The following is a 22193-nucleotide window of genomic DNA, read 5'->3' on the forward strand; positions in this document are numbered from 1 at the left end:
CGTGAGGTCCTCCACCGACGGGCCCGGTTCCGCCCCCACGGGCGGGGCCGGGCCCGACCGGTCTGCGGCGACCGCCGCCGACGTCGCCCAAGAGAAGGCCGAGACGCTGGTCTGGCTGCGGCGCATCTCGGGCGACCTGGCCACCGCGACCATCCAGCGCCTCGAAGACACGCTCCCCTGGTACGCCGAGATGCCGCCGGCGCGACGATCGGCTGTGGGGCTCGTGGCGCAGGCCGGCATCACTTCGTTCCTCAAGTGGTTCGAAGAGCCCGCGTCGACCCCCGCGATCGCCGCCGACATCTTCGCCGCCGCTCCCCGCGAACTGCTGCGCAGCGTCAGCCTCACCCAGACCCTGCAGTTGGTGCGCGTCACCGTCGAGGTCATGGAGGAACGCGTCGCCGGGCGCAGCGAACGCGTGCGCGAGGCGATGCTGTCGTACTCGCGCGAAGTGGCGTTCGCGGCGGCCGACGTCTACGCGCGCGCCGCCGAGGCGCGAGGCCTGTGGGACGCGCGCCTCGAGGCGCTCGTGGTCGACTCGATCCTCACCGGCGAGGCCGACGACGAGCTGCCCAGCCGCATCGCCGCCCTCGGTTGGCACGGTCACGGAGAGGTGTCGGTGCTCGTGGGCACCACTCCCCCGCAGCTCGACGTCGACCAGGTGCGCCGTACCGCGCGCAAGCTCGGCGTCGACGTGCTCATCGGAGTGCAGGGTTCGCGCCTGGTCCTCGTCCTCGGCCGCGCCGACCTCCCGTCCCGCGGGGGCGAGGACGTCACCGAGCTGGCCTTCACCGAGATCGCCAAACGCCTCGAGCCGAGCTTCGGCTCCGGGCACCTCGTGCTCGGGCCCGCCGTCCCGGCGCTCGTCGACGCGGGGCAGAGCGCGCGCGCGGCGCTCGCGGGCTTCGCCGTCGCGCGGGCGTGGCGGCACGCACCACGACCCGTCCAGGCCGACGACCTGCTGCCCGAGCGCGCCCTCGCCGGAGACGCCGTGGCCAAGCAGACCCTCGTCGACCGGGTGTACCGCCCCCTGCAGGCCCATAGCGCCGACCTCGTCACGACCCTCTGGAGCTACCTCGACAACGGGCGTTCGCTCGAAGCCACCGCGCGCGAGCTCTACGTGCACCCGAACACGGTCCGGTACCGCCTCAAGCGGGTGTCCGAGGTCATCGGATGGGATGCCACGGGCCCCCGCGAGGCGCTCATCCTGCAGACGGCGCTGATCCTCGGCTCGATCGGCACGGACGCGACGCGCCGACGCGGGCTGGCGGGTCGGCGCCCGGTCGCTTCTCGCTGACCCCGGGCCGGTTCCCCTGGTCGAGTGTCCACGACACACCGGCAGTGGCTCGCGCTACGCGGCGTGTCTTGGACGCTCGACGGAAGGGAGGCCGCGCAGATGCACGGCACGCACAAAGACACGCCGCATATCTGTGTCGATATCTCCAGAAGCGGTCGCGCAATCCTTGACAGGATGGAACGGTGATCATCGCCGTCTTCCCCGGGCAGGGCTCGCAGACCCCCGGCTTCCTCTCCCCCTGGCTCGAGATCGACGGGGCGCGCGAGCGTCTCGAGGTGTTCTCGGAGCGGGCGGGTGTCGACCTCGTCGCCGCCGGAACCGAGTGGGATGCCGATCGCATCCGTGACACCGCCGTCGCTCAGCCGCTCATCGTCGCCGCGAGCCTGTTGTCGTGGGCGGCTCTGTGCGACCGGGCCGACGGCGCCGTCGCCGGCGTCGCGGGACACTCCGTCGGCGAGATCGCCGCATTGGCGGCATCCGGTGTCCTGCGGGACGACGACGCGCTGAGCCTGGTGGGCCTGCGCGGTCGGGCCATGGCCGAGGCCGCCGCGGCGGTCGAGACGGGCATGAGCGCCGTGGTGGGCGGCGACGAGCAGGCTGTGCTCGAGCGCCTTTCGACACTCGGGCTCACTCCCGCCAACTACAACGGCGGCGGTCAGATCGTCGCCGCCGGCGAACTGCCGGCGCTGTCCGAGCTGGCGTCCGAGGCCCCGCGCGGCACCCGCGTGATCGCGCTGCAGGTCGCCGGCGCCTTCCACACCCGGTTCATGGAACCCGCCGTCTCCACGCTGCGCGCGGCCGCCGCCGAGGTGGAGGTCTCGGATCCCGCCCTCCCGCTCTGGACCAACTCCGACGGCTCCGTCGTCGCCGACGGACGCCGCGCGCTCGACCTCGTCGTCGCTCAGGTCGCCTCGCCCGTCCGCTGGGACCGCTGCATGAGCTCGTTTGCCGAGCAGGGCGTGACCGGCATCATCGAACTGTCGCCCGCGGGCGCCCTGACGGGGCTCGCCAAGCGGGCCCTGCGCGGTACCCCCACCGTGGCGGTCAAGACCCCCGACGACCTCGACGCGGCCGTCTCACTCCTGAAAGAAGACCAGGCATGAGCACCCCCACCCTCCGCCAGACCCAGGGCGCGGCGCACACCCGCATCTACGCGTACGGTGCCGCTCGCGGCGAGAACTTCGTCCCGAACGACGACCTCGTCGGGCCCATCGATTCCAGCGACGAGTGGATCCGTCAGCGGACGGGGATCGTCACGCGCGTCCGCGCGAACGCAGAAACGGATGCCATCGATCTGGCCTCCGCAGCCGCGCGCGAGGCCGTCGAGAAGTCCGGGATCGCCCCGGCCGACATCGACGCCGTGATCGTGGCGACCATCAGCAATCCGAAGCAGACGCCCTCGGCATCCGCCATCGTCGCCGACCGCATCGGCGCGAACCCCGCCGCCGCCTACGACGTCAACGCCGCGTGCGCGGGGTTCGCCTACGGCGTCGGCCAGGCCGACGCACTGGTGCGCGCGGGGCTGGCGACGCACGTCGTCGTGGTCGGTGCCGAGAAGCTGAGCGACATCGTCGACCCCACCGATCGCAGCATCTCGTTCTTGCTCGGCGACGGCGCCGGCGCCGTGGTCGTCGGTCCGAGCGACACCCCCGGCATCGGTCCGACCATCTGGGGCTCGGACGGCTCGAAGGCCGATGCCGTGGGCATGAACGCGACCCTCAACGAGTTCCGCGACGGCACGGCCCCCTGGCCGACGCTGCGGCAGGAGGGTCCCACGGTCTTCCGTTGGGCCGTGTGGGAGATGGTCAAGGTCGCGCGCCAGGCCATCGAGGCCGCCGGCATCGAGCCCGCCGACCTCGCCGCGTTCGTTCCCCACCAGGCCAACATGCGCATCATCGACGAGTTCGCCAAGCAGCTCGGTCTGCCCGAGACGGTGGTCATCGGCCGCGACATCGAGACCACGGGCAACACCTCGGCCGCATCCATCCCCCTCGCCACCCACCGACTGCTCGAGGAGCACCCCGAGCTCAGCGGCGGCCTCGCGCTGCAGATCGGCTTCGGCGCCGGACTGGTGTTCGGCGCGCAGGTCGTCGTCCTTCCCTGACGCGCTCGCGTCGAACCCTAGACTGATCGGGGCCTGACAGGCCCGCCCTCAACAAACAGGAGACATCATGGCATTCACCAACGACGAGGTCCTCGCCGGACTTGCCGAGCTCATCACCGACGAGACCGGCATCTCGGCCGACGAGGTCGCGATGGAGAAGTCGTTCACGGACGACCTCGACATCGACTCCATCTCGATGATGACGATCGTCGTCAACGCTGAAGAGAAGTTCGGCGTCACCATCCCCGACGACGAGGTCAAGAACCTCAAGACCGTCGGCGACGCCGTGACCTTCATCACGTCGAACCAGTCCTGACACCTCCCGGTGGGGGCTGCGGCCCCCACCGGTCACGACCTGTCGGCCGCACCAAGGATCCCTCGCTCATGAGCACACCCCGCATCGTCGTCACCGGCATCGGAGCCACGTCCCCCATCGGCGGAACGGCACCCGAGAGCTGGTCCGCCCTGCTCGCCGGTACCTCCGGCGCCCGTTCCCTCGAACACGAATGGGTCGAGCAGTACAACCTGCCCGTCACCTTCGCCGCCGAGGCGCTCGTGCGCCCCGAGACCGTGCTCGAGCGTCCCGTCGCCAAGCGGCTCGACCCCTCGTCGCAGCTCGCGATGGTCGCGGCCAAAGAGGCCTGGGAAGACGCCGGCTCGCCCGACATCGACCCAGAGCGCCTCGGCGTCGACTTCGCCACCGGCATCGGCGGCGTCTGGACGCTGCTGGACGCGTGGGACGCCCTGCGCGAGAAGGGCCCGCGCCGCGTCATGCCCATGACGGTGCCGATGCTCATGCCCAACGCCGCCGCGGGCAATCTCTCTCTGCACTTCAACGCCCGGGCGTTCGCGCGCACCGTGGCCTCGGCGTGCGCGTCGAGCACCGAGTCGATCGTCAACGCCGTGCAGCACATCCGCGACGGCCTCGCCGACGTGGTGATCGCCGGCGGCACCGAATCGGCGATCCACCCGATCACGATCGCGTCGTTCGCGTCGATGCAGGCGCTGTCCAAGCGCAACGACTCCCCCGAGACCGCCTCCCGGCCGGCCAGCATCGACCGCGACGGCTTCGTCATGGGTGAGGGGGCGGGCGTGCTGATCCTCGAGACCGAGGAGCACGCCAAGGCGCGCGGCGCCAAGATCTACGCTTCGATCGTCGGTGGCGGCGTCACCGCGGACTCGTACCACATCACCGCAAACGACCCCGAGGGCCGTGGCGCCGCCCGCGCCGTGCGCATGGCGCTCGAGATGGCGGGCGCGTCGCCCGACGACGTCACCCACATCAATGCGCACGCGACCTCGACCCCCGTCGGCGACCCGAACGAGTATCAGGCGCTGCGCGCCGTGTTCGGTGACCGCGTCGACGAGATCCCCGTCTCGGCCACCAAGGCCTCCACCGGTCACTTGCTCGGCGGAACCGGAGCGCTCGAGGCGATCTTCACGGTCCTGGCCCTGCAGAACCGGGTCGCCCCGCCGACCATCAACCTCACCGAGCAGGACCCCGAGGTGCCCTTCGCCCTGTCCGGCTCGGCCGTCGAGCTCGGCGCGGGCGATCAGCTCGCGATCAGCAACTCCTTCGGCTTCGGCGGGCACAACGCCGTCGTCGCGATCGCCTCGGTCTGAGCGCCCTCGAACGCACCGACGCCCCCTGGCATCCCTCCGACTGCGATCGGGGATGCCAGGGGGCGTCGGTGTTGTCGGACGGGCGATACGCGGTTCCGGTGCCGGGGGCGATCACCGACCTCCGGTAATGGCGCCTCGCGCGTCCGACGGCTCTGACGGGCTGCTCACCCCACTTTGTGCAGCCAGACGATCTGCTGGTCGTCGCCGGCGTGACGGAACGGCTCGAGCTCCTCGTCCCAGGCCGAGCCGAGGGCGACGTCGAGCTCGCGCTGCAGCTCGAAAGCGTCTCCGGCAGCGACCTCCATGGCGTAACGCACCCGGTCCTCGCCGATGACGACGTTGCCCGACGCGTCGGTCTGGGCAAAGTGGATGCCGAGGCCCGGCGTGTGCATCCAGCGGCCGCCGTCACTGCGCGGGGTGGGATCCTCGCTCACCTCGAAACGCAGGTGCTCCCAGCCGCGGATGGCGCTCGCGAGGGCAGCGCCGGAACCGACCGGGCCCTCCCAATAGAACTCGGCGCGGCGGCTGCCCGTCAGGACAGGCTGGTCGGTCCAGTCGAAATTGACGGCACGACCGAGAGCGCGTCCCACCGCCCACTCGAGGTGGGGGCACAACGCGCGGGGCGCGGAGTGGATCAGGATCACTCCGCGCGAAGACGTGATCGCCATGGTTTCTCCTTCGTCAGGTACGTCTTCCCCTACGACCTGTGATGGAGCACGGCGAGTGTTCGGTTGTCCCGGCCATTATCGCCCGCGCATAACGAAATCACAACACTGTGGTTCGTGCCGGTGAGATGCTCAGCCGAACCACAGTGCCCAGTACAGGGCGAAGTTGCGGTTGCCGTAGGCCGAGCAGGGGTCGCCGGTCCCCCATCGCGCGGCCAGGGCGGCGGCATTCGGCTGATAGGGCGTGTAGTTGTACAGCGCCGCCGTGGCGTCATTGGTGATGGTGACGTCGGAGCCGCCGCACGCGGGATCCGGCGAGAAGGCGATGAAGTGCGTCCCCGGTTGACGCATGAAGTTCGACGCCCGGTAGGACGCGAGATCGGTGGCGCCCTGGGCGACCTGCTCGGCGAAGCCGGCCACGCCCCGGTCGCACGGGGCGTCATCGGGACAACGCGCCCCCATCGCCGCCCCCAGCTGCTCGTCGGTGGGAGCGCGGGCGATCCGTCCCGACACGAGACTCTGCTCCTTCTGCAGGGTGACCAGCAGTACCTTCGCCGAGATGCCGCAGGCGCGCTGCACGCGGTCGATGAGCGCGGCCGCTGTCAGATCTCCCCCGTCGACGCCCTCGCAGACCGTCTGCCCCGTGGCGGTCGAGACCACCGGTTCGCGGGCCGCGACCGTGAGACGCAAGTCGGCCAGGCATCTGTCGGAGCGGCACTGGCCGACCTGATCGTCGAGGAAGCGCTGGATCTCGTCGGCGTCCATCGCGTCGCCGTCGTAGAACGCCTCATCGCTGATCAGGGTGCCCGGGTCGAAGCCCGAGAGATCCACGGCCTCGCGGCGCAGCTCGGTGTTCCACCCCGCGACCAGGGAGAACAGCGGCATCACGGCCAGGGCGACCAGGCCCACCAGGACGGTCGCGACGAGGCCGAAGGCCCACCGTCGTCGACGCAGCTGGCGTTGGCGCGCGGTGCGGCGGCGCCGCGGTCGAGTCTTCGCCACCCGTCGATCGTGCCCCATCGCGCTGACCGCGCGCTGCACGTCGGGAACGTGGCGCGTCGGTCAGCGCGGCGAGAGCCGGTCACCCCTGCGTCGGTCAGCTGCCGGGGCGGGGAGTGGGGGCCGAGCCGTCGGTGGGCGGGGTGGGGGCCGAGCCGTCGGTGGGCGGGGTGGGGGCCGAGCCGTCGGTGGGCGGGGTGGGGGCCGAGCCGTCGCTGGGCGGGGTGGGGGCCGAGCCGTCGCTGGGCGGGGTGGGCTTCTCTCCCTCGGTGGGCGGGGTGGGCTTCTCGCCGTCCGCGAGCGGTCCCCTCGGGCCCGGGCCGGCGGGTCCGCCCCCGGGGCCGCACTCACCGGACGCTGATCCGTCCGCGGGTGCTGCGGGCGGGGTCGCCCCATCGGTGGGAGCACCGGGCGTCGTGCCGTCGGCGGGGGCACCGGTCGGAGTCGACCCGGGGGTGGGGACCGCGCCGGGGCCGGTCGCGCCTCCGTCGGCGCTGGAGGCCGACGTCGCAGCGGTGAGCGGCGTCGCGCCGCTCTGTGCCGCGAGCGCCGCCGTGCCGCCCGTCAGCCCCGCGGCGACGATCACGGCGCCCGCGATCAGGGCCGGCCCACGCCAGGCGCGCCGTCGGGGTTCGGGGGCGTCGTCGTGACGCGGGATCGGCAGGGTGGGGTTGTCGTCGTTCATGTTTTCTTCCCGTGCCGGTGACGGTCACCGGCTCTGCGACCACTTTCCGAGCCGGGACTGAAGCGAACCTGAAGTCGGTCGTCCCCCGGCGATCGCATACGCAAGCCATAACCCCCGTCCAGCACTCATCCGTATTGTCGGGCGGATGTCCTCCCCCGCACGCGTGCTCGTGCTCGACGACGACGAGACCATCCGCCTCGCCGTCACGACGGCGCTACGCGCCGACGGCTTCGTCGCCGAGGCGGCGCCCGACGGCACCGATCTGACGGAACGCCTGGGGGCGTTCCGCCCCGACCTGGTGATCCTGGACTGGATGATGCCGGGACCACACGGCATCCGGTTGCTGCCGGTCGTGCGCGAAGCGGGCGACGCGGCGGTCATCATGCTGACCGCGCGAGACGACGTCGAGGATCGGCTGCGCGGGTTCGCCGAGGGCGCGGACGACTACGTCGTGAAACCCTTCACCATGGCGGAGCTGGTCGCGCGGTCGGGCGCCGTTCTGCGCCGACGCGGGCGTCTGCCGCAGACGATCTCGGTGGGTGATCTGGTGGTCGACCCGGATGCCGCGACCGCGCGCCGCGGTGGGGCGACGCTGGACTTGACCGCGACGGAGTTCCGGCTGCTGCAGCTGTTGGCCGAGGGTCGGGGGCGCACCTTGTCGAAGGCGCAGATCCTCACGCAGGTCTGGGGGTACGAGGACTACGACCCCAACCTGGTCGAAGTGCACCTGAGCGCCCTGCGTCGGAAGATGGAGCACAACGGCCCGCGTCTCATCCACACCGTGCGCGGCCTCGGGTACCGTCTGAGTGTCGCGCCGTGAGCGCTCGCCCGGCGGCCGCTCCCCTGCGTTCCGGATCGCTCCGGCGGCGCACGATCGTCGCGGTGCTCGCCGTGGTGGCGCTGTTGCTGGTCGTTCTCGCGGTGGTCGTCGACCTGGCGTTGGGGGCACGTCTGCGCGGGCAGATCGAGGAGCGACTGCGCGATCGCGCGGCGGCGGCCGCGTCGTTGGTCGGCACGGTCGACGACGCCGACCTCGCCGAGCGTCTGTCCGACCAGGGTCTGGCGGTGCGCATCGACAGCGCCGGCGGTGAATCGGCGGTCGCGGGTCCCAGTCCGGAGCAGCTGCGCGACGGCCCGCCCGGTCCGGCGGGGCCCGGCACCGGTCCCGCCGACCGTGTCGAGCCGTCGGCGAGCGCCACGGCAAGCGGCGTCGAGGTGGTGGCATCCGCCGTCTCGGGCGACGACCAGCTCGTGACCCTGCGCTCGACGTTGAGCGACGGATCGACGGTGACGCTGACGGCATCGGCCGTGGGGATCGGCGACACCCTGGCCCAGGTGAGGTGGATCGTGGCGGTGTCCTCGGTCGGCGTCCTGGTGCTCGCGGCCGGGGCGGTGACGTTCGCCGTGCGGCGCAGCCTTCAGCCTCTCGACCAGGTGTCGCAGGTGGCCCGGGCGATCGGGGCGGGCGAGCGCGGCCGGCGGCTGCGCCCGACGCGCGCCGACACCGAGATCGGCCGCGTGGCGACGGCGCTGGACGACATGCTCGACGACGTCGTGGGGGCCGAGCAGGCCGCCCGAGAGGCCGAGCGGCGCCTGCGTGCGTTCCTCTCCGACGCCGCGCACGAGCTGCGCACGCCCGTGGCGGGCATCCGCGCAGCGGCCGAGACGCTCGTGCGCGCCGACCTGGACGGGCCGGATCGTGAAATGCTCGCGGCGCACGTCGCCCGTGAGGCGGCGCGGGCGTCACGTCTGGTCGACGACCTGCTGACCATGGCGCGGATCGACCGTGGCTTGGAGCTCGCGCGCGCCCGGGCGGACCTGCGCGACCTCGTGCGCGCCGAGGCGACGCGCGTGCCGCTCGTGCACCCGTCGTTGCGGGTGCGGGTCGACGTGCCCGACGCCGAAGTGCCCGTGGACGTCGACGTCGACCGCATCGCGCAGGTGCTGTCGAACCTGGTCGAGAACGCGGCGCGGGCCACTGGCGGGCGCGGCGCCGTCGTCCTCGTCGTGGACGGACGCGGGGACGCCGGGATGGCGCGCGTGCGCGTGATCGACGACGGACCGGGGGTTCCCGCCGCCGACCGCAACCGCATCTTCGACCGCCTGGTGCGCCTCGACGAGGACCGCGACGCCTCGGGCGGTGTCGGGCTCGGCCTGCCCATCGCGCGAGGGATCGCCCGCGCGCACGGCGGGGATGTCCGGTGCGTCGCGGTCGACGTCGGCGCGCGGTTCGACGTCACCCTGCCCGGGGCGGCACGATGACCGCCGGTCGTCAGGAAGCGGTGCGTCCGCTCATCGGCTGACGAGCCGGAGTCGGCGGCGGCGCGATCCCCGCGGCGGTGAGGGTGAGACCGTCCGCCCCGCTGGCGTCGTGCATCATCTGATCCACCAGCGCGCGATCGATGACCGGCTCGCGGCCCCCGTAGAACTGCATCACGAGGGCGTTGGACGCGTGGATCCACAGGCTCGCCTGACGCACCCCCTCGTTGACGGGCAGCTGGAGCATGAAGCCCTCGTTGCGGCGCAGCTTGTTCATCACGACGATGCGGAGATGGGCGAGGATGCGGTCGTCGATGTCGAACGATGCGCGGTCTCGATAGATGAGGCGTCCCACGGCGGGTCCTTTTCTGGCGCGTTGAAGCGTACCGGTAGAGCAAGGGCGGGACCACGCTGGGAGGCGAGGCAATGCGGGGATCTCCAGTATCGCACCTCGACGGCGCCGGCGGGGCACTCACCGATATATCGGTGGAGCGGGGCGAATGCTCAGTTTGCGCGGCTTTCCGGGCGATATCGTCAAGGGGATCTGCGATCACCGACCCACGAGAGAGAACACCCGTGAGCCCCCACCGCACCTCTGCCTCCACCGATCAGGAGGGCCGATCTTCGAGCCCTCTCCGTGTGAGAGGGGGTGAGATCTGATGCTGGCTGCGGCCCTGACGCTTCTGTTGGGGATCATCGTGACCCTGGCGATCATCGTCGCCTGCGGATTCTTCGTCGCGCAGGAGTTCGCCTACATGTCCGTGGACCGCGCGCGCCTGTCCGCGCGGGCCGAGAAGGGCGACGCGCAGGCGAAGCGCGTTCTGGCCATCACCAAGCGGACGTCGTTCATGCTGTCCGGCGCTCAGCTGGGCATCACCGTGACGGGACTGCTCATCGGCTACGTCGCCGAGCCGCTCATCGGCGAGTCCATCGGGATCCTGCTCGGCGGCGTCGGCGTCGACCCGGCGGTGTCGGTGCTCATCGGTACCGTGGGCGCGCTGCTGCTGGCGACCGTCGTGACGATGATCTTCGGCGAGCTGTACCCCAAGAACCTCGCCATCGCGAGTCCCGAGCCGCTGGCCCGGGCGTTGGCGGTGCCCACGCGCATCTACCTGCTGCTGTTCGGCTGGCTGATCACGGTGTTCGACGTGGCCGCGAACGCCCTGCTCCGTCTGCTGCGCATCGAGCCGCTCGAGGACGTCGACGAAAGCGCCACCGCGCGGGATCTCGAGGCGATCATCGAAGAGTCCCGCGTCAGCGGCGACCTGCCCGACGACCTGTCGATGATCATCGACCGCATCCTGGACTTCCCCCAGCGTGACGTCGAACACGCCATGGTGCCCCGCTCGCAGGTCGACTCGGTGACACCCCAGACGACCATCGGCGAGGTGCGCGCTCTCATGGCCACCGGCCACACCCGCTACCCCGTCATCGGCGAAGAGGATTCCCCCGTCGGTGTGGTCGAGCTCATCGACATCCTGCGCGAGCAGCCGACGGATGCCGCGCCCGTGGCATCCGTGATGCGCGCCGCCGTCGTGATCCCCACGTCGATGCTGCTGCCGGTCGCGCTGGATCGCATGCGCAAATCGCGTAACGAGCTCGCGTGCGTCGTCGACGAGTACGGCAACTTCGACGGCATCCTGACCATCGAGGACCTGACCGAAGAGGTCATCGGCGAGTTGTCCGACGAGCACGACGCCGAGGTGGCCGAGGTCGCCGCGGTCGGTGACGACGCCTGGACCGTGCCCGGAGATCTGCACCTCGATGAACTGGAGCGCTTGATCGGGCACGACCTCGCCGACACCGACGTCGAGACCGTCGCGGGGCTCGTCATCGACGCGCACGGCGACCTGCCCGCCGTCGGCACGATCGTTCGCATCGCCCTGCCCGAGCGCGCGAGCGAGAGCGTGCAGGGTCTCGACATCGAACGGTGGCTGCTCATCGAGGTGCGCGAGGTCGACCGTCATGTGCCGTCCGCTCTGAAGGTCCAGCTCAACGAGATGGACCGGGACGCCGACCCCGCCGGCGACGAAGACGAACCCGCCGAGGAGGTGGCCCGATGAACGGCTGGACCGTCGCGCTCATCACCACCGGTCTGATCGTCGCGAGCGCGTTCTTCGTGATCGTCGAGTTCGCCCTGCTCGCCGCCCGTCGACACCGGCTCGAAGAAGAGGCTGCAACGAGCGCCTCCGCGCGCGCCGCCCTTCGCGGCGTGAACGAGCTGACCGTCATGCTCGCCTTCGCTCAGCTCGGAATCACCGCGTGCACCTTCCTGCTGGGCGCGATCACCAAGCCCGCGATCGACTACGCCCTCGCGCCCGCGTTCGAGGCGTGGGGCCTGCCGTACGTCCTGGCCGACATCATCGCGTTCATGCTCGCGCTCATCGTGGTGACCTTCCTCCACCTGGTGATCGGCGAGATGGCGCCGAAGTCGTGGGCCATCGCGCATCCCGAGACGGCCGCCAAAGCCACCGGCATCCTGGCCCGCGCCCTCACCTGGCCGCTGCGCCCGTTCCTGCTCTGGATCAACCACATCGCAAACCGCCTGGTGAAGGCCTCAGGGGTCGAACCCGTCGAGAAGGCCGCCGCCGGTGGCCAGGATGCCGACACGATCCGCGAGCTCGTCGCGCATTCCCGGCAGGCCGGCACCCTGGAGCGTCAGTACTCCGAGCCCATCGCCCAGGCGATCGCGCTGGGAACGCTGACCGTCGGTGACATCGTCCGGGCCGATCGCTCCCCCACCGCCGTCGCGGAAGACGCCACGGTCGCCGACATTCAAGCGGTCGCCGCCTCGTCGACGCATCTGCGCATCCTCGTGGGTGCGGGCGCACGCTCGCGCGTCGCCCACGTGCGCGACACCCTCGCCGTCGACCCGGCGACCCCCGCACGGGACATCGCGCGGGAGCCGCTCGTGCTCGCGCCGGACGCCTCCGCCTACGACGCCCTGGCCCGCATGCGCCGCGGCCGCGTGCAGCTGGCGACGGTCGTCGCGGGTGAGCGCCTCGTCGGCGTGGTCACCCTGGACGACTTGCTGCGCGAGATCCTGCCCGGGCCGGGTGAGCGGGTCGACGCGACGCGATAGCGGCGGCTGCCGGCCGCGCATCGCCCGCTCCACGGGGACGCCGTATCGGGCGTCCCCGTGGAGCGCGGCTTTCCCCGCCGGTGCTGGTCGGACTCCGCGCTGTCAAGCCGTCCGATCGGAGGAACGGCGCGGCGTACCGTCGCCGCTGTTCACCCCCCCTCATCTCTTCGGAGGACATCCATGAGCAAGATCTGGTTCATCACCGGCGCGTCCAAGGGCTTCGGCCGTGAGTGGGCCGAAGCGGCCCTCGAGCGCGGCGACAGCGTCGCCGGCACCGCCCGCAACCTCGACGACGTCAAGGAGCTCGAGGACCGCTACCCCGACACCTTCTTGCCCCTGCAGCTCGACGTGACCGACCACGCCGCCGACACGGCCGCGGTCGAGGCCGCGCACGAGCGGTTCGGGCGCCTCGACGTCGTGATCAACAACGCCGGCTTCGGCCACTTCGGCATGGTCGAGGAGCTCTCCGAGGACGAGGTGCGAGCGCAGCTCGAGACCAACTTCTTCGGTGCCCTGTGGGTCACCCAGGCGGCGCTGCCCATCATGCGCGCGCAGGGCTCGGGCCACATCATCCAGGTCTCGAGCATCGGCGGCATCAGCGCGTTCCCGACCGTGGGCGTCTACCACGCCTCGAAGTGGGCCCTCGAGGGCCTGTCGCAGTCGCTCGCTCAGGAGGTCGAGGGATTCGGCATCCATGTCACCCTCGTCGAGCCCGGCGGATACTCGACCGACTGGTCGGGCCCCTCGGCGAAGCGCAGCGACGAGATCGAGGCGTACGCCGAGGTGCGCGAGGCCGCGTCGAAGCGGCCCTCCGCGGCCGACCCGGGAAAGCCCGAGGCCACCCGCTCCGCGATCCTGAAGGTGGTGGATGCCGAGAACCCGCCACTGCGCATCTTCTTCGGCAAGGCGCCTCTCGGCATCGCTGAGCGCGACTACGAGTCGCGTCTGAAGACTTGGCGCGAGTGGCAGCCGGTGTCGGAGGAAGCGCACGGCTCGTGACGAAGGCGCGCAAGCGCAACGTGGGCTGAAGATTGGCGCAATCACCGCAAGACCGCCGATCCGACGCCTAACCTGGCGAAGCGGACGACACGTCGTCCCGCCCCTTCCCGGCTTCGGACCCGAAGCGCGGCCGGGAAGGGGCCCCCGCACCCCGCGCGGGCCCGTCGATGGGATGATGAGCGAGTGAGCACCGGACCCGGCTTTCCCCCGCGGCGCAGCCAGGACCTCCTCCAACGGTGGGTCGACGACTACGCCGGAACCGCCGGTCTGCACGGGGCCCGCGTCGACGTCGCCCCGCAGGACGGCGACGACAGCACTGACACCGGTCTGGTGATCATGCGACCACAGGGGTCGAGGCTTTCGGTCTACATGCAACCGCGTTCGTGGAACGACCCCCTCTGGGAATTGACGATCCCGGCGCGGGGAGACGACGTGGTGATGAGCGCACAGGAACTGGGGGCTCTGGCCTCGGTTGTGCTGGACGCGGCGCGTCTGTGCACGTACCTGCAGTTCCGGTCCTTGGAGTGGGACCGCCAGGCGGGTCGCCGCTGACGCCGCGACGCACGAGCGCACCCGGGCAGAGCAGCGGCTCGACGGAGCTCCGCCTTGCCGTGAATTCAACGAACGTAGGCGTCCACGAGCAGCGGCCCGCGAATGCCCCTCATCGTCTCGACCAGCCGGTCCAGCGTCCGGGAACTCCACGCCGAGATCTGCAGGTCGTGCGCTCCCAGCGGTTCGAGCGCGCCCGTGCGCAGCCGGATGACCTCCCACCGCGCCAGGCGCAAAGCGCGATCCTTGCGACGGTCCGCTTGCTCGCGCCGACCGACATGCTCCAGCCCGTGCCGGCCGATGGTGTCGTACTCGACGACCACGCGGAGCTCGGCGAAGACGAAGTCCGGCCACACCTCTAGATGTCGGAAGAACGGCTTCGCGACCCGCACGGCATTCAGCCCCCGACTCACGGACAATCGCTCGTGAAGATCCGAGCGGATGCGTTCCTCGACGGCGGAGGCGGGTGCGGGCGCGCATGAGGAGGTGAAGGCGGTACCCACCGGCACCTCAGGGGTCTTCTCGCAGAGCGGCTGCACCATCGGCCGGTGACGCGGACGCAGGATCCCCGCCGCCGCGACGGACGGTCCCTCGACCGATGCGCGCATCGGCAGCGCCATCGTGCGCCGAGGACGGGCCTGATCGGTGCACTCGGGGCACCACGCGCTGCGGCGGCGCTCCCGGCCGGGGCGGAGTCGCTGCTCTTCGGGCGTCGCCGCGAAGAGGTGTCCGGTGTCGCACTGCCAGAGCAGCAGAACGTCGGCTGCTGGGGGGACCTGGCTCAAGGCGATGCCCGCGTTCAGCTCGGGGTGGTACTGGCGCACGAGCGCGGGGTACGCCGCCCACGATGCGCGATACGCCCCCACGGCGTAAGGCACGTCCCGACCCTTCGACCACTGTCGTCGAGCCCACCAGGTCTGTACGCGTTCCGCCATGGCGACGAAGCTAACGTCGACCTCCGACATCCACGGCGCGTCACTCGCATCTCTGATGAAGGACCCCCGGCCGACGTGGTCCGGTCGGGGGTCTCGCGTAGGGCGGGTGGGACTTGAACCCACGATCGTCGGGTTATGAGCCCGCTGCCTTGACCAGCTTGGCCACCGCCCCGTGCGACGTCGAGCTTACCGGCAGTGCGCCCTCCTCCACCGGCATGCTGCCCGGGCACACGTCGGAGTCACGGCGGCGATCCGGCACCACGGGTGGCGAGGGGAGATCGCCTCTGTTCACCCGACCCTTCGCGAAGTCGACATCAGCCGGGATCGGCACGATCCCAAGCCGACCGCGACGGCTTCACAGCCGCAGAGCGAGAGCGTTCGCCGTCAGGCCCGCGGCCGTGCCGCACAGCAGGACGGTGTCGCCGGGGCCGATTCGTCCCTCGTCGAGACTGGTCGCCAGCATGAACGGCACCGAAGAAGACACCATGTTGCCGAACTCTTCGACGCGGTCGATGTACGCGTCTTTCGGGATGCCGATCCGACGCATCGCGAGGCCGAGCGCCCTGCTCGCCTGATGCGGGACGACCAGGTCGATCTCCCCGAGACCGAGCCCCGCCTGGTCGAAGAACCGGGCGAAGAAGTCGGGCAGGACGGCGAGCATGCCCAGCAGCGCACGCCTCCCGTCCATCGAGAACACGTAGTCCGCGGGGTCGCCGTCGGCGTAGGACTGGGCCGGATGCAGCGACAGCCCGCCCCGGAGCTCGGTGTCGTGCGCGTGCTCGGGCCACGTCCGTTGCAGACTGCCCAGCACTCCGGGCGTGTCATCAGCGCCCTCTTCGGCGGTTGCTCGCGTCAGCACGATCGCGGCGGCGGCGTCGGAGAAGAGCTCGAAGCTCTCACGGTGACCGGCGTCGAGGAATCGGGAGCCGACGTCGCCCGAGACGATGAGCACTCGCTCGTAGTCGCCCGCGGCGAGGTACCGGGACGCGATGTCCACCGCCGTGATGAAGCTCGTGCAGGTCGAGTTGACGTCGAAGGCGGCGGCGCCGGCGTGAGGCGCGACGCGTTCCATGACGAGTGCCGCCGTGCAGGGGATCGGCTGTACGCCGGCCGCACACGCGGCGATCACGCAGTCGATGTCGTCAGCGCGCAGCCCGGCTCGTCGAAGGGCGTTCTCGGCTGCGGCGGCGAGCATGTCGAGCTGCGACATGCCGTCGGGTATGCGGTGACGCGTCTGGTTTCCGAACGTGAGCATCTGATCGGGGAGGTAGGTCCCCCACCCCGTCAGCCGGCACGGCCGCACGGGACTCTTCCGCTCGATGGATCGATGCCGCATCGCCGTCTCCCTCGTCGTCACAGCAGATTCCGCCCGGCCGGATGGTGATCATGGCTGAAAAGAAGTCGCAGCCCGGCCTGCTCCGCCGCCAGCAGCCTCTGCGCGGTTTCGCGCTGCCGGGTCATGTCGTGACTGACGAGTCGAGGGAGGGGACGGATGCGGCGCTCCGCGCCGAGAAGGTCGCGCCCCCAGGCGGCGTCCCCGGCGAGCAGAACCTCGTGCTCGACGAGGGCACCGAGATGACCTCGAGCGTGACCGGGCAGGTCCACGAGCAGGTACGTCCCATCGCCGAAGAGGTCCGCCGTTCGGAGCCCGTGCGCACCGATCTCGAACTCGGGCAGGGGCAGGACCGTCGCCGTCCGGAACCACGCCGGCAGCAGCCGACGGAGAAGCCCGTCTCGAAGCCGTGGTCGCTCGAGAGTGCGACGCACTCCCTCGCTCAGGATGAATTCCGCATGGGGGAAGAACCTCACGCCCCCGATGTGGTCGGGGTGCAGGTGCGACAGGACGACGTGCGTGATCGAGGAGGGGTCGAGCTGCTCGGCGATCGTGTCGCCCGCCCCGACGCGCGGCGGGAGCATCTTGCGGTACGCCCACCCGGTGGGGCCGGCTCGCCACGGCGGGGGCGCGTAGCCGGTGTCGAAGAGCACGCGGCGTGAGCCGGATCGGTACAGGAACGCGCCGGCGGGAAAAACGCGCCGCTCCCGGCGGGCGCCGCGCAGCAGTCGACTCATGTCGTGGGAGGTCTCGCCGCAGGCGAAGTACGTGAGGTCAGACACGCGCATACCCCGCGAGACTCTGGTCGAGCGAAACGATCGGCCGATACCCGAGAAGATCGCGTGCGCGCGAGATGTCGAGGGTCTGCGAATGGGCGATCGTCGTGACGGTGTAGCGCGTGACGGGCGGCTCCGGATGTCCGGGGAGAAGGCCGCACACCACCTCGAGGAATCCCGCCGCCGCGTAGACGACCCTGGTCGGTACCCGCCGGTACCGCGGCTCGAGACCCAGCTCCCCGAGCAACTGCTCGAGCACCGCGCGGAACGGGCGAGGATCGCCGTTCGTGATGTTGATCGCCTGTCCGTGCACGCCCGGCACCTCGGCCGCGAGCCGCACCGCCAGCGCGACGTTCTCGACCGCGGTGAGGTCGACGACTCCTCGTCCGCCGCGCATCAGAGGGATGCCGAACCGCTCGCGCACGCGCAGGATCCGGGGCACCAGGCTGGGGTCGCCGCGACCGATGATGCCGCGGGGACGGAGGATCACGATCTCGGGCCCCGCGCTCTCCGCGGACGCCGCCTGCAGCAGGGCCTCCGCTTCGAGCTTCGAGCGGATGTAGCCGTTCATCGGATGCCGCGGATCGACGTCGTCCTCCCGGATGCCGAGCCGGTCGCGGGGGGCGGCGTAGATCCCCGGCGACGAGATGTGCACGAGCCGGCGCGCCCCCGCGCTTCGGGCGAACTCCAGGACCCGCGCGGTGCCGGTCACGTTGGCATGCTCGAACTCGGCCCAGCGACCCCACGGTGACGAGAGCGCCGCGCAGTGGACGACGACGTCCACGGGGCGGCCGAGATCGACCCGGGCGAGGTGGTCGAGGTCGCCGACGAAGGTTTCTCCGGCGGGGAGGGCGGCGGCGTTCCGGCCCGACGCGATCACGTCGTAACCGTGGGCGCGCAGGTCGCGCACGACGTGCCCGCCGAGGAATCCACTCGCGCCGGTGACGAGCGCCGTCTCTCCTCGAGGCGCCACGTCAGGCGTCGCACCCTCGGTTTCGCGAGCCCTCATCCGGCCGAGTCTAGGGCCGCCGGCCCCTATGCTTCGGGTTATGCGGATCGCCCTGGTGACCGACTACTACCTCCCCACACTCGGCGGCGTGCAGACCGCGGTCAAGTCCCTCCGCGAAGCACTCACCCGGGCGGGCGTCGAGGTGACGGTGTTCTGCCCGCTCGCTCGGCCGAGCGACGATCCGTCGATCGTCGCGCTGCCGACGTCGCGGACGTTCCGGCCCGACGGCTACCCGTTCGCCTGGCCGCCGCGCGACGTGGCGGCACTGCTGCGTCGGGAGCTCGCCGAGCGGCGCATCGACGTGGTGCACACGCACTCCGAGATGTTCGCCGCCCTCGCGGGAGTGCGCGCAGCGCGCGAGGTGGGGCTTCCCATCGTCCACACCATGCACGGTCGCGTGGATGTCTACACGGCGAGTGTCCTTCCCCTCCCCCAGGTCACCGTTCCCTTGCTTGCTGCCCTGCACGCGCGCCATATCAGCCATCGCGGTCTTCGTGTGCGCGCCGACTCGCCGTACACCGCCACCCCGCAGGCGCGGAGCATGTGGCGGCTCATGCTCGCTCAGTCCCGCGCGAGCGACCAGGTGATCGTCCCGTCGACGCACTTCGCGCGAAAGCTCTTCGAGCAGGGGGTGCAGACGCCCATCTCGGTCGTTCCGAACGGGCTCGAGCAGAGTGTGCTCGACCGCATCGGCACGCCGCTCGAACGTCAATTCACCCCCGGGGACACCCTTCGTCTGCTGTGGGTCGGTCGACTGTCACCCGAGAAGCGCCCCGCAGTCCTCGCCGATGCAGCGCGATCCTTCGCTCCCGGCGTCTCGGTGGACGTCTACGGCGACGGCCTCTCGCGACGGTCAATCGAGAAGATGGGCGCCCCCCTCACCCTGCACGGGTCGGTGTCGCAGCACGAGGTGCTCGACGCGATGCGGGCCAGCCACGTGCTGGTCTCGAGCTCGTTCGACTTCGACAATCAGCCGATGGTGATGCTCGAGGCGGCGGCATCCGGTCTTCCCGTGCTCTTCTGCGACCCGGACCTCAGCGAGGTCGTGCCTCCGGGCGGTGGTCTTCTCGCCGACACACCGGATGCCGCGGGGATCACCGCACTCGTGGACCGACTCCTGCGGGAGCCGGCGGCGATCGCGACCGCCAGCGCGGCCATGATCCGTGGACGCGCGCAGGTCGAGCAGCGACTCGCCCCGGTGCTCGAGGTGTACGAGTCCGCGATGAACGCCGCCGAATCAGCTCGCTGACGCCGTGCACTCCTTGCGACCTTCACCGGTTATCCCCACCGCGCTCCAGGTTCGCGAAGCCGCCCACGGGATTCGTTAGGGTGTTGCCGAGCTGACACGAGGGGGCCGCGTGGCGGGAAGAACGCACATCATCATCGATACCGATGTCCTGGCGGAACAGGCGTCGACGCTGGGACGCGTGAGCGATTCCCTGGATGCCGCCGCCTCCGCCGCCGCAGCACCGCTGCCGAGCACGGCGTTCGGCCTTCTGGCGTCGGGCATCGTGATCGGGGCAGCAAACGGTCTTGCGAACACCACCGCGCAGCTGCTGTCGAATGCGCATGAACTCATCGTGACGATGCAAAAGGGCGTTCAGGTCGCACGAGAGTCGTTCGAGGACGTCGAGGAGCAAGCTGTCGCGGTGATGCGGGAGTTCGAATCGTGAGCAGCGCAGCCGCCGTCGCTGCGCAGTTGCGCAGTGAGTCCTGGGCCGCCGGTGCGTCGCGCTCGTCCGGTGGGGGGTGTGATGGCATTCCCGGGTTCGCGGGATGGTTGGTGGCCTACGTACAGCCGCTGCCTCAGTGGATGGATGAGCTGCAGGGCGATCCGGGCGCCATAGCCATGCGGTCGTCCGAGTGGAGAACGGTCGAGTCGTCGGTGTCGGAATTGACACTCGACCTCGCGTCCGCCGCGCGGGCTCTCGACGACCTCGACGGTCGCACAGTTCGAGCACTGCGTCAGCGGTACGAAGAAGTCTCTCGAGTGTTGACGGAGGTGCAGGACTGGGCGGGAGCTGCAGCATCTGCCTTAACCCTGGCCTCGACCCTCGTCACAGCCTGCCGCGACGCGATCTGCGGCTTGCTCAACGCCCTCGCACGTCTATCCGACTCCCTGACGAGCTTTACCCTGAACCCATTCGACAAGCTCGACGCAATCCGCGAGTTCGCGGACGCGTCGTGGGATGTCGTCGTGCTCGCTCGGGATCTGATCGAGCAGTTGCTTGACGCCCTCGGAGAGCTTGGGCGCTTGCTCGAGGAGCTTGCGCCTATCGTCGCGGAGGGGTTGACCCTCGTGCGGGATATTTTGGGGCGCATCACGCCGGGCATCGCAATGTACGGCGGTGGGGTGGCGGGGTATCTGCTCGGGACAGGCCTTGGCGATTTGCTGCGATTCACACCGCGTGTGACGGAATTCGACTCTGCCAACGCAGTCAATGTAGAGGAGTATCAGAACCTGATGGATCAAGGTGAAATTACCTCACCGCGTGACCTTATCTCGAGGAACAAGTTCATCGACGGGATTGGCAGTACTGAGTCCACGGCCCTCAGCGTCGCGAGAGTTCGCCGCGAAGATGGGACTACCTACACCCTCGTGAACCTTCCGTCGACTCTCGACTGGGGCGCACTCAAGGCCGTGCTGAGCGATGGCGACTGGGCCGACACTTTCACGGATGCGGGGCCGGTGAACGATCTCGACAGCAACATCGCACTGATGTTGATGGACAACCCGCTCTTTCGAACGCAATACGAGCGTGCCGTTATGCAGGCACTATCTGATGCCGGGGTGCCGCCTGGCTCGGACGTCGTTTGGTCAGGATTCAGTCAGGGCGGGATCATGGCTGGCAATCTCGGAGCGGATACGTCACTCCCATACAAGACCGTTGGTGTGGTGACGAACGGTGCGCCCATAGACAATTTCAACATCCCTCCGAGCGTGCCCCTGCTGCAGGTAGAGCACGCTTCCGACCCCGTTGCGAAGCTGGACAAGACCCCGTATGAATTTCATCCGCGCATGAAGGGCACTCCGTGGGCTCCAGCGGTCGGTCTCACGGCAACGGTCCCTTCCAACGTTGACTGGGTCGTGCTCCCCGATCCGGGCGGTGATTCCGACGTGAATCAGACACACAATGCGGCGACGTATGAGCGCGATTTCGGGAGGTACCTCGATTCGGGCGGTCGACTGAAGAATGATTGGAATTTCCTGGACGGCCAAGTCGAAGAGGTCTACGTCGCGAGAACGGGGGAATGAAATCATGACGGACGAGCTCGAGGCGCGCCTAGATGCCATTCGATCGCGCTTGGATACGCAAATCGAAGCGGCCAGGGCAGCGAGGGACGCAGTCGCCGCTGACGCAGAGGAGTTGCGTTCCGTTGAGTCGACGTCCCGAAGCGCCAACGGAGAGTGCGAGGTCACTGCTGACGCGGACGGCGTCGTTTTGAGGGTGCAGCTTGCGTCACGTCTTAGCGACATACGCGCGCTTGAGAATCTTCTGGTCGAAACGATCGCGAAAGCACAGAGGTCTGCGCGCGATGCGGCATCGCAGAAGGCAGCGCGTTTGCTTGGAGATACATCGTTTCCTGGCGCACACTTGCGCGCGGCTCATCGGACGGGGGCCTGACGTCGATGGCTCCCAGACTTGATGTGCGACTTGGTCCGCTCCTTGACCATGCTGTGACCCTTGAGGCGCAGGCCGCCCGTCTTGACGAGGTACTGCGCCAACTGGCGGTGGATGTAGAAATGCTTCGCTCGAACACATCCGGAGACGCGTCTGTGGCAGCACTGGCCGCGAGCGATCGGTCGATCGCTGAGGTGAGGCAGCGCAGGGACCGGCTGGGCAGGAATGCGAATGTCATCCGCAACCTGTGCGAGGTCT

Annotated in this window: 23 protein-coding genes and 1 tRNA gene; 15 read left to right on the forward strand and 9 right to left on the reverse strand. The window is 70.0% G+C overall.

Features of this window, described 5'->3' with window-relative positions:
- The first annotated feature begins 1 nt into the window (after position 1).
- The 5 genes from ACIPVB_RS12570 (at position 2) to ACIPVB_RS12590 (ending at position 5021) form a co-directional block, all read left to right on the forward strand.
- Positions 2-1294 carry a PucR family transcriptional regulator gene (locus tag ACIPVB_RS12570; RefSeq protein WP_400369325.1) on the forward strand — a complete coding sequence of 431 codons (1293 nt, stop codon included), beginning with the start codon at positions 2-4 and terminating at the stop codon, positions 1292-1294.
- Between the two features lie 182 nt (positions 1295-1476).
- On the forward strand, positions 1477-2397 hold the full coding sequence (locus ACIPVB_RS12575) for an ACP S-malonyltransferase (RefSeq protein WP_400369326.1): 921 nt from the start codon (positions 1477-1479) through the stop codon (positions 2395-2397).
- On the forward strand, positions 2394-3398 hold the full coding sequence (locus tag ACIPVB_RS12580) for a beta-ketoacyl-ACP synthase III (RefSeq protein ID WP_400369328.1): 1005 nt from the start codon (positions 2394-2396) through the stop codon (positions 3396-3398). Before ACIPVB_RS12575 ends, ACIPVB_RS12580 begins: the two co-directional genes overlap by 4 nt.
- A gap of 67 nt (positions 3399-3465) precedes the next feature.
- Positions 3466-3714, forward strand: a complete 249-nt coding sequence (locus ACIPVB_RS12585) for an acyl carrier protein (protein WP_108320051.1) — start codon at positions 3466-3468, stop codon at positions 3712-3714.
- Between the two features lie 68 nt (positions 3715-3782).
- A complete protein-coding gene (locus ACIPVB_RS12590; RefSeq protein ID WP_400369329.1) occupies positions 3783-5021 on the forward strand; it encodes a beta-ketoacyl-[acyl-carrier-protein] synthase family protein in 1239 nt (412 codons plus the stop codon).
- Positions 5022-5185: 164 nt separating this feature from the next.
- On the opposite strand, the gene ACIPVB_RS12595 is transcribed toward ACIPVB_RS12590, so the two are convergent.
- The 3 genes from ACIPVB_RS12595 to ACIPVB_RS12605 form a co-directional block, all read right to left on the reverse strand.
- Positions 5186-5689 (reverse strand): DUF3145 domain-containing protein, encoded by a 504-nt coding sequence (locus ACIPVB_RS12595; protein ID WP_400369330.1) that lies wholly within the window; start codon positions 5687-5689, stop codon positions 5186-5188.
- Positions 5690-5818: 129 nt separating this feature from the next.
- Positions 5819-6688: a hypothetical protein gene (locus tag ACIPVB_RS12600; RefSeq protein ID WP_400369331.1), complete on the reverse strand. Its 870-nt coding sequence runs from the start codon at positions 6686-6688 to the stop codon at positions 5819-5821.
- Positions 6689-6782: 94 nt separating this feature from the next.
- Complete coding sequence (locus tag ACIPVB_RS12605; RefSeq protein ID WP_400369332.1) at positions 6783-7370, reverse strand: hypothetical protein; 588 nt, start codon at positions 7368-7370, stop codon at positions 6783-6785.
- 145 nt (positions 7371-7515) lie between these two features.
- Between ACIPVB_RS12605 and ACIPVB_RS12610 the strand changes: the two genes are divergently transcribed.
- Together ACIPVB_RS12610 and ACIPVB_RS12615 are read left to right on the forward strand one after the other, a co-directional pair.
- Positions 7516-8190: a response regulator transcription factor gene (locus ACIPVB_RS12610; protein WP_400369333.1), complete on the forward strand. Its 675-nt coding sequence runs from the start codon at positions 7516-7518 to the stop codon at positions 8188-8190.
- The gene (locus ACIPVB_RS12615; RefSeq protein WP_400369334.1) at positions 8187-9632 is read left to right on the forward strand and encodes an ATP-binding protein; all 1446 of its coding nucleotides are present in this window, start codon (positions 8187-8189) and stop codon (positions 9630-9632) included. Before ACIPVB_RS12610 ends, ACIPVB_RS12615 begins: the two co-directional genes overlap by 4 nt.
- 10 nt (positions 9633-9642) lie before the next feature.
- On the opposite strand, the gene ACIPVB_RS12620 is transcribed toward ACIPVB_RS12615, so the two are convergent.
- Entirely contained in the window at positions 9643-9984 is a 342-nt protein-coding gene (locus ACIPVB_RS12620) for an ATP-dependent DNA ligase (RefSeq protein WP_400369335.1), read from the reverse strand.
- Between the two features lie 304 nt (positions 9985-10288).
- Between ACIPVB_RS12620 and ACIPVB_RS12625 the strand changes: the two genes are divergently transcribed.
- The 4 genes from ACIPVB_RS12625 to ACIPVB_RS12640 all read left to right on the forward strand — a co-directional run bounded on the left by ACIPVB_RS12625 (position 10289) and on the right by ACIPVB_RS12640 (position 14262).
- Positions 10289-11692: a hemolysin family protein gene (locus ACIPVB_RS12625; protein WP_400369336.1), complete on the forward strand. Its 1404-nt coding sequence runs from the start codon at positions 10289-10291 to the stop codon at positions 11690-11692.
- Positions 11689-12711, forward strand: a complete 1023-nt coding sequence (locus ACIPVB_RS12630; RefSeq protein WP_400369337.1) for a CNNM domain-containing protein — start codon at positions 11689-11691, stop codon at positions 12709-12711. The genes ACIPVB_RS12625 and ACIPVB_RS12630 overlap by 4 nt, the downstream gene beginning before the upstream one ends.
- Before the next feature lie 180 nt (positions 12712-12891).
- Entirely contained in the window at positions 12892-13710 is an 819-nt protein-coding gene (locus tag ACIPVB_RS12635) for an SDR family oxidoreductase (protein WP_400369338.1), read from the forward strand.
- Positions 13711-13893: 183 nt separating this feature from the next.
- On the forward strand, positions 13894-14262 hold the full coding sequence (locus tag ACIPVB_RS12640; RefSeq protein ID WP_400369339.1) for a hypothetical protein: 369 nt from the start codon (positions 13894-13896) through the stop codon (positions 14260-14262).
- Positions 14263-14327: 65 nt separating this feature from the next.
- Here ACIPVB_RS12640 and ACIPVB_RS12645 read toward each other — a convergent pair whose 3' ends face one another.
- The 5 genes from ACIPVB_RS12645 to ACIPVB_RS12665 all read right to left on the reverse strand — a co-directional run bounded on the left by ACIPVB_RS12645 (position 14328) and on the right by ACIPVB_RS12665 (position 18312).
- Positions 14328-15194: a zinc-ribbon domain-containing protein gene (locus ACIPVB_RS12645; protein WP_400369340.1), complete on the reverse strand. Its 867-nt coding sequence runs from the start codon at positions 15192-15194 to the stop codon at positions 14328-14330.
- A 98-nt stretch (positions 15195-15292) separates the two neighbouring features.
- A tRNA-Ile gene (locus tag ACIPVB_RS12650) sits at positions 15293-15366 on the reverse strand.
- A 183-nt stretch (positions 15367-15549) separates the two neighbouring features.
- Positions 15550-16530 carry a 3-oxoacyl-ACP synthase III family protein gene (locus ACIPVB_RS12655; protein WP_400369342.1) on the reverse strand — a complete coding sequence of 327 codons (981 nt, stop codon included), beginning with the start codon at positions 16528-16530 and terminating at the stop codon, positions 15550-15552.
- A 17-nt stretch (positions 16531-16547) separates the two neighbouring features.
- Entirely contained in the window at positions 16548-17309 is a 762-nt protein-coding gene (locus ACIPVB_RS12660) for an MBL fold metallo-hydrolase (protein WP_400369343.1), read from the reverse strand.
- Positions 17302-18312, reverse strand: coding sequence for an NAD-dependent epimerase/dehydratase family protein (locus ACIPVB_RS12665; RefSeq protein WP_400369345.1), 1011 nt, complete (start codon positions 18310-18312; stop codon positions 17302-17304). The genes ACIPVB_RS12660 and ACIPVB_RS12665 overlap by 8 nt, the downstream gene beginning before the upstream one ends.
- Positions 18313-18352: 40 nt before the next feature.
- Between ACIPVB_RS12665 and ACIPVB_RS12670 the strand changes: the two genes are divergently transcribed.
- The 4 genes from ACIPVB_RS12670 (at position 18353) to ACIPVB_RS12685 (ending at position 21938) form a co-directional block, all read left to right on the forward strand.
- Entirely contained in the window at positions 18353-19561 is a 1209-nt protein-coding gene (locus ACIPVB_RS12670; RefSeq protein WP_400369346.1) for a glycosyltransferase, read from the forward strand.
- Positions 19562-19670: 109 nt separating this feature from the next.
- Positions 19671-19985 (forward strand): hypothetical protein, encoded by a 315-nt coding sequence (locus ACIPVB_RS12675; RefSeq protein WP_400369347.1) that lies wholly within the window; start codon positions 19671-19673, stop codon positions 19983-19985.
- A gap of 140 nt (positions 19986-20125) precedes the next feature.
- On the forward strand, positions 20126-21568 hold the full coding sequence (locus ACIPVB_RS12680) for a hypothetical protein (protein WP_400369349.1): 1443 nt from the start codon (positions 20126-20128) through the stop codon (positions 21566-21568).
- Positions 21569-21572: 4 nt separating this feature from the next.
- Positions 21573-21938: a YbaB/EbfC family nucleoid-associated protein gene (locus tag ACIPVB_RS12685; RefSeq protein WP_400369351.1), complete on the forward strand. Its 366-nt coding sequence runs from the start codon at positions 21573-21575 to the stop codon at positions 21936-21938.
- Positions 21939-22193 lie beyond the last annotated feature (255 nt).

Source organism: Microbacterium sp. NPDC090007 (assembly GCF_044748345.1).
Classification (GTDB): domain Bacteria; phylum Actinomycetota; class Actinomycetes; order Actinomycetales; family Microbacteriaceae; genus Microbacterium.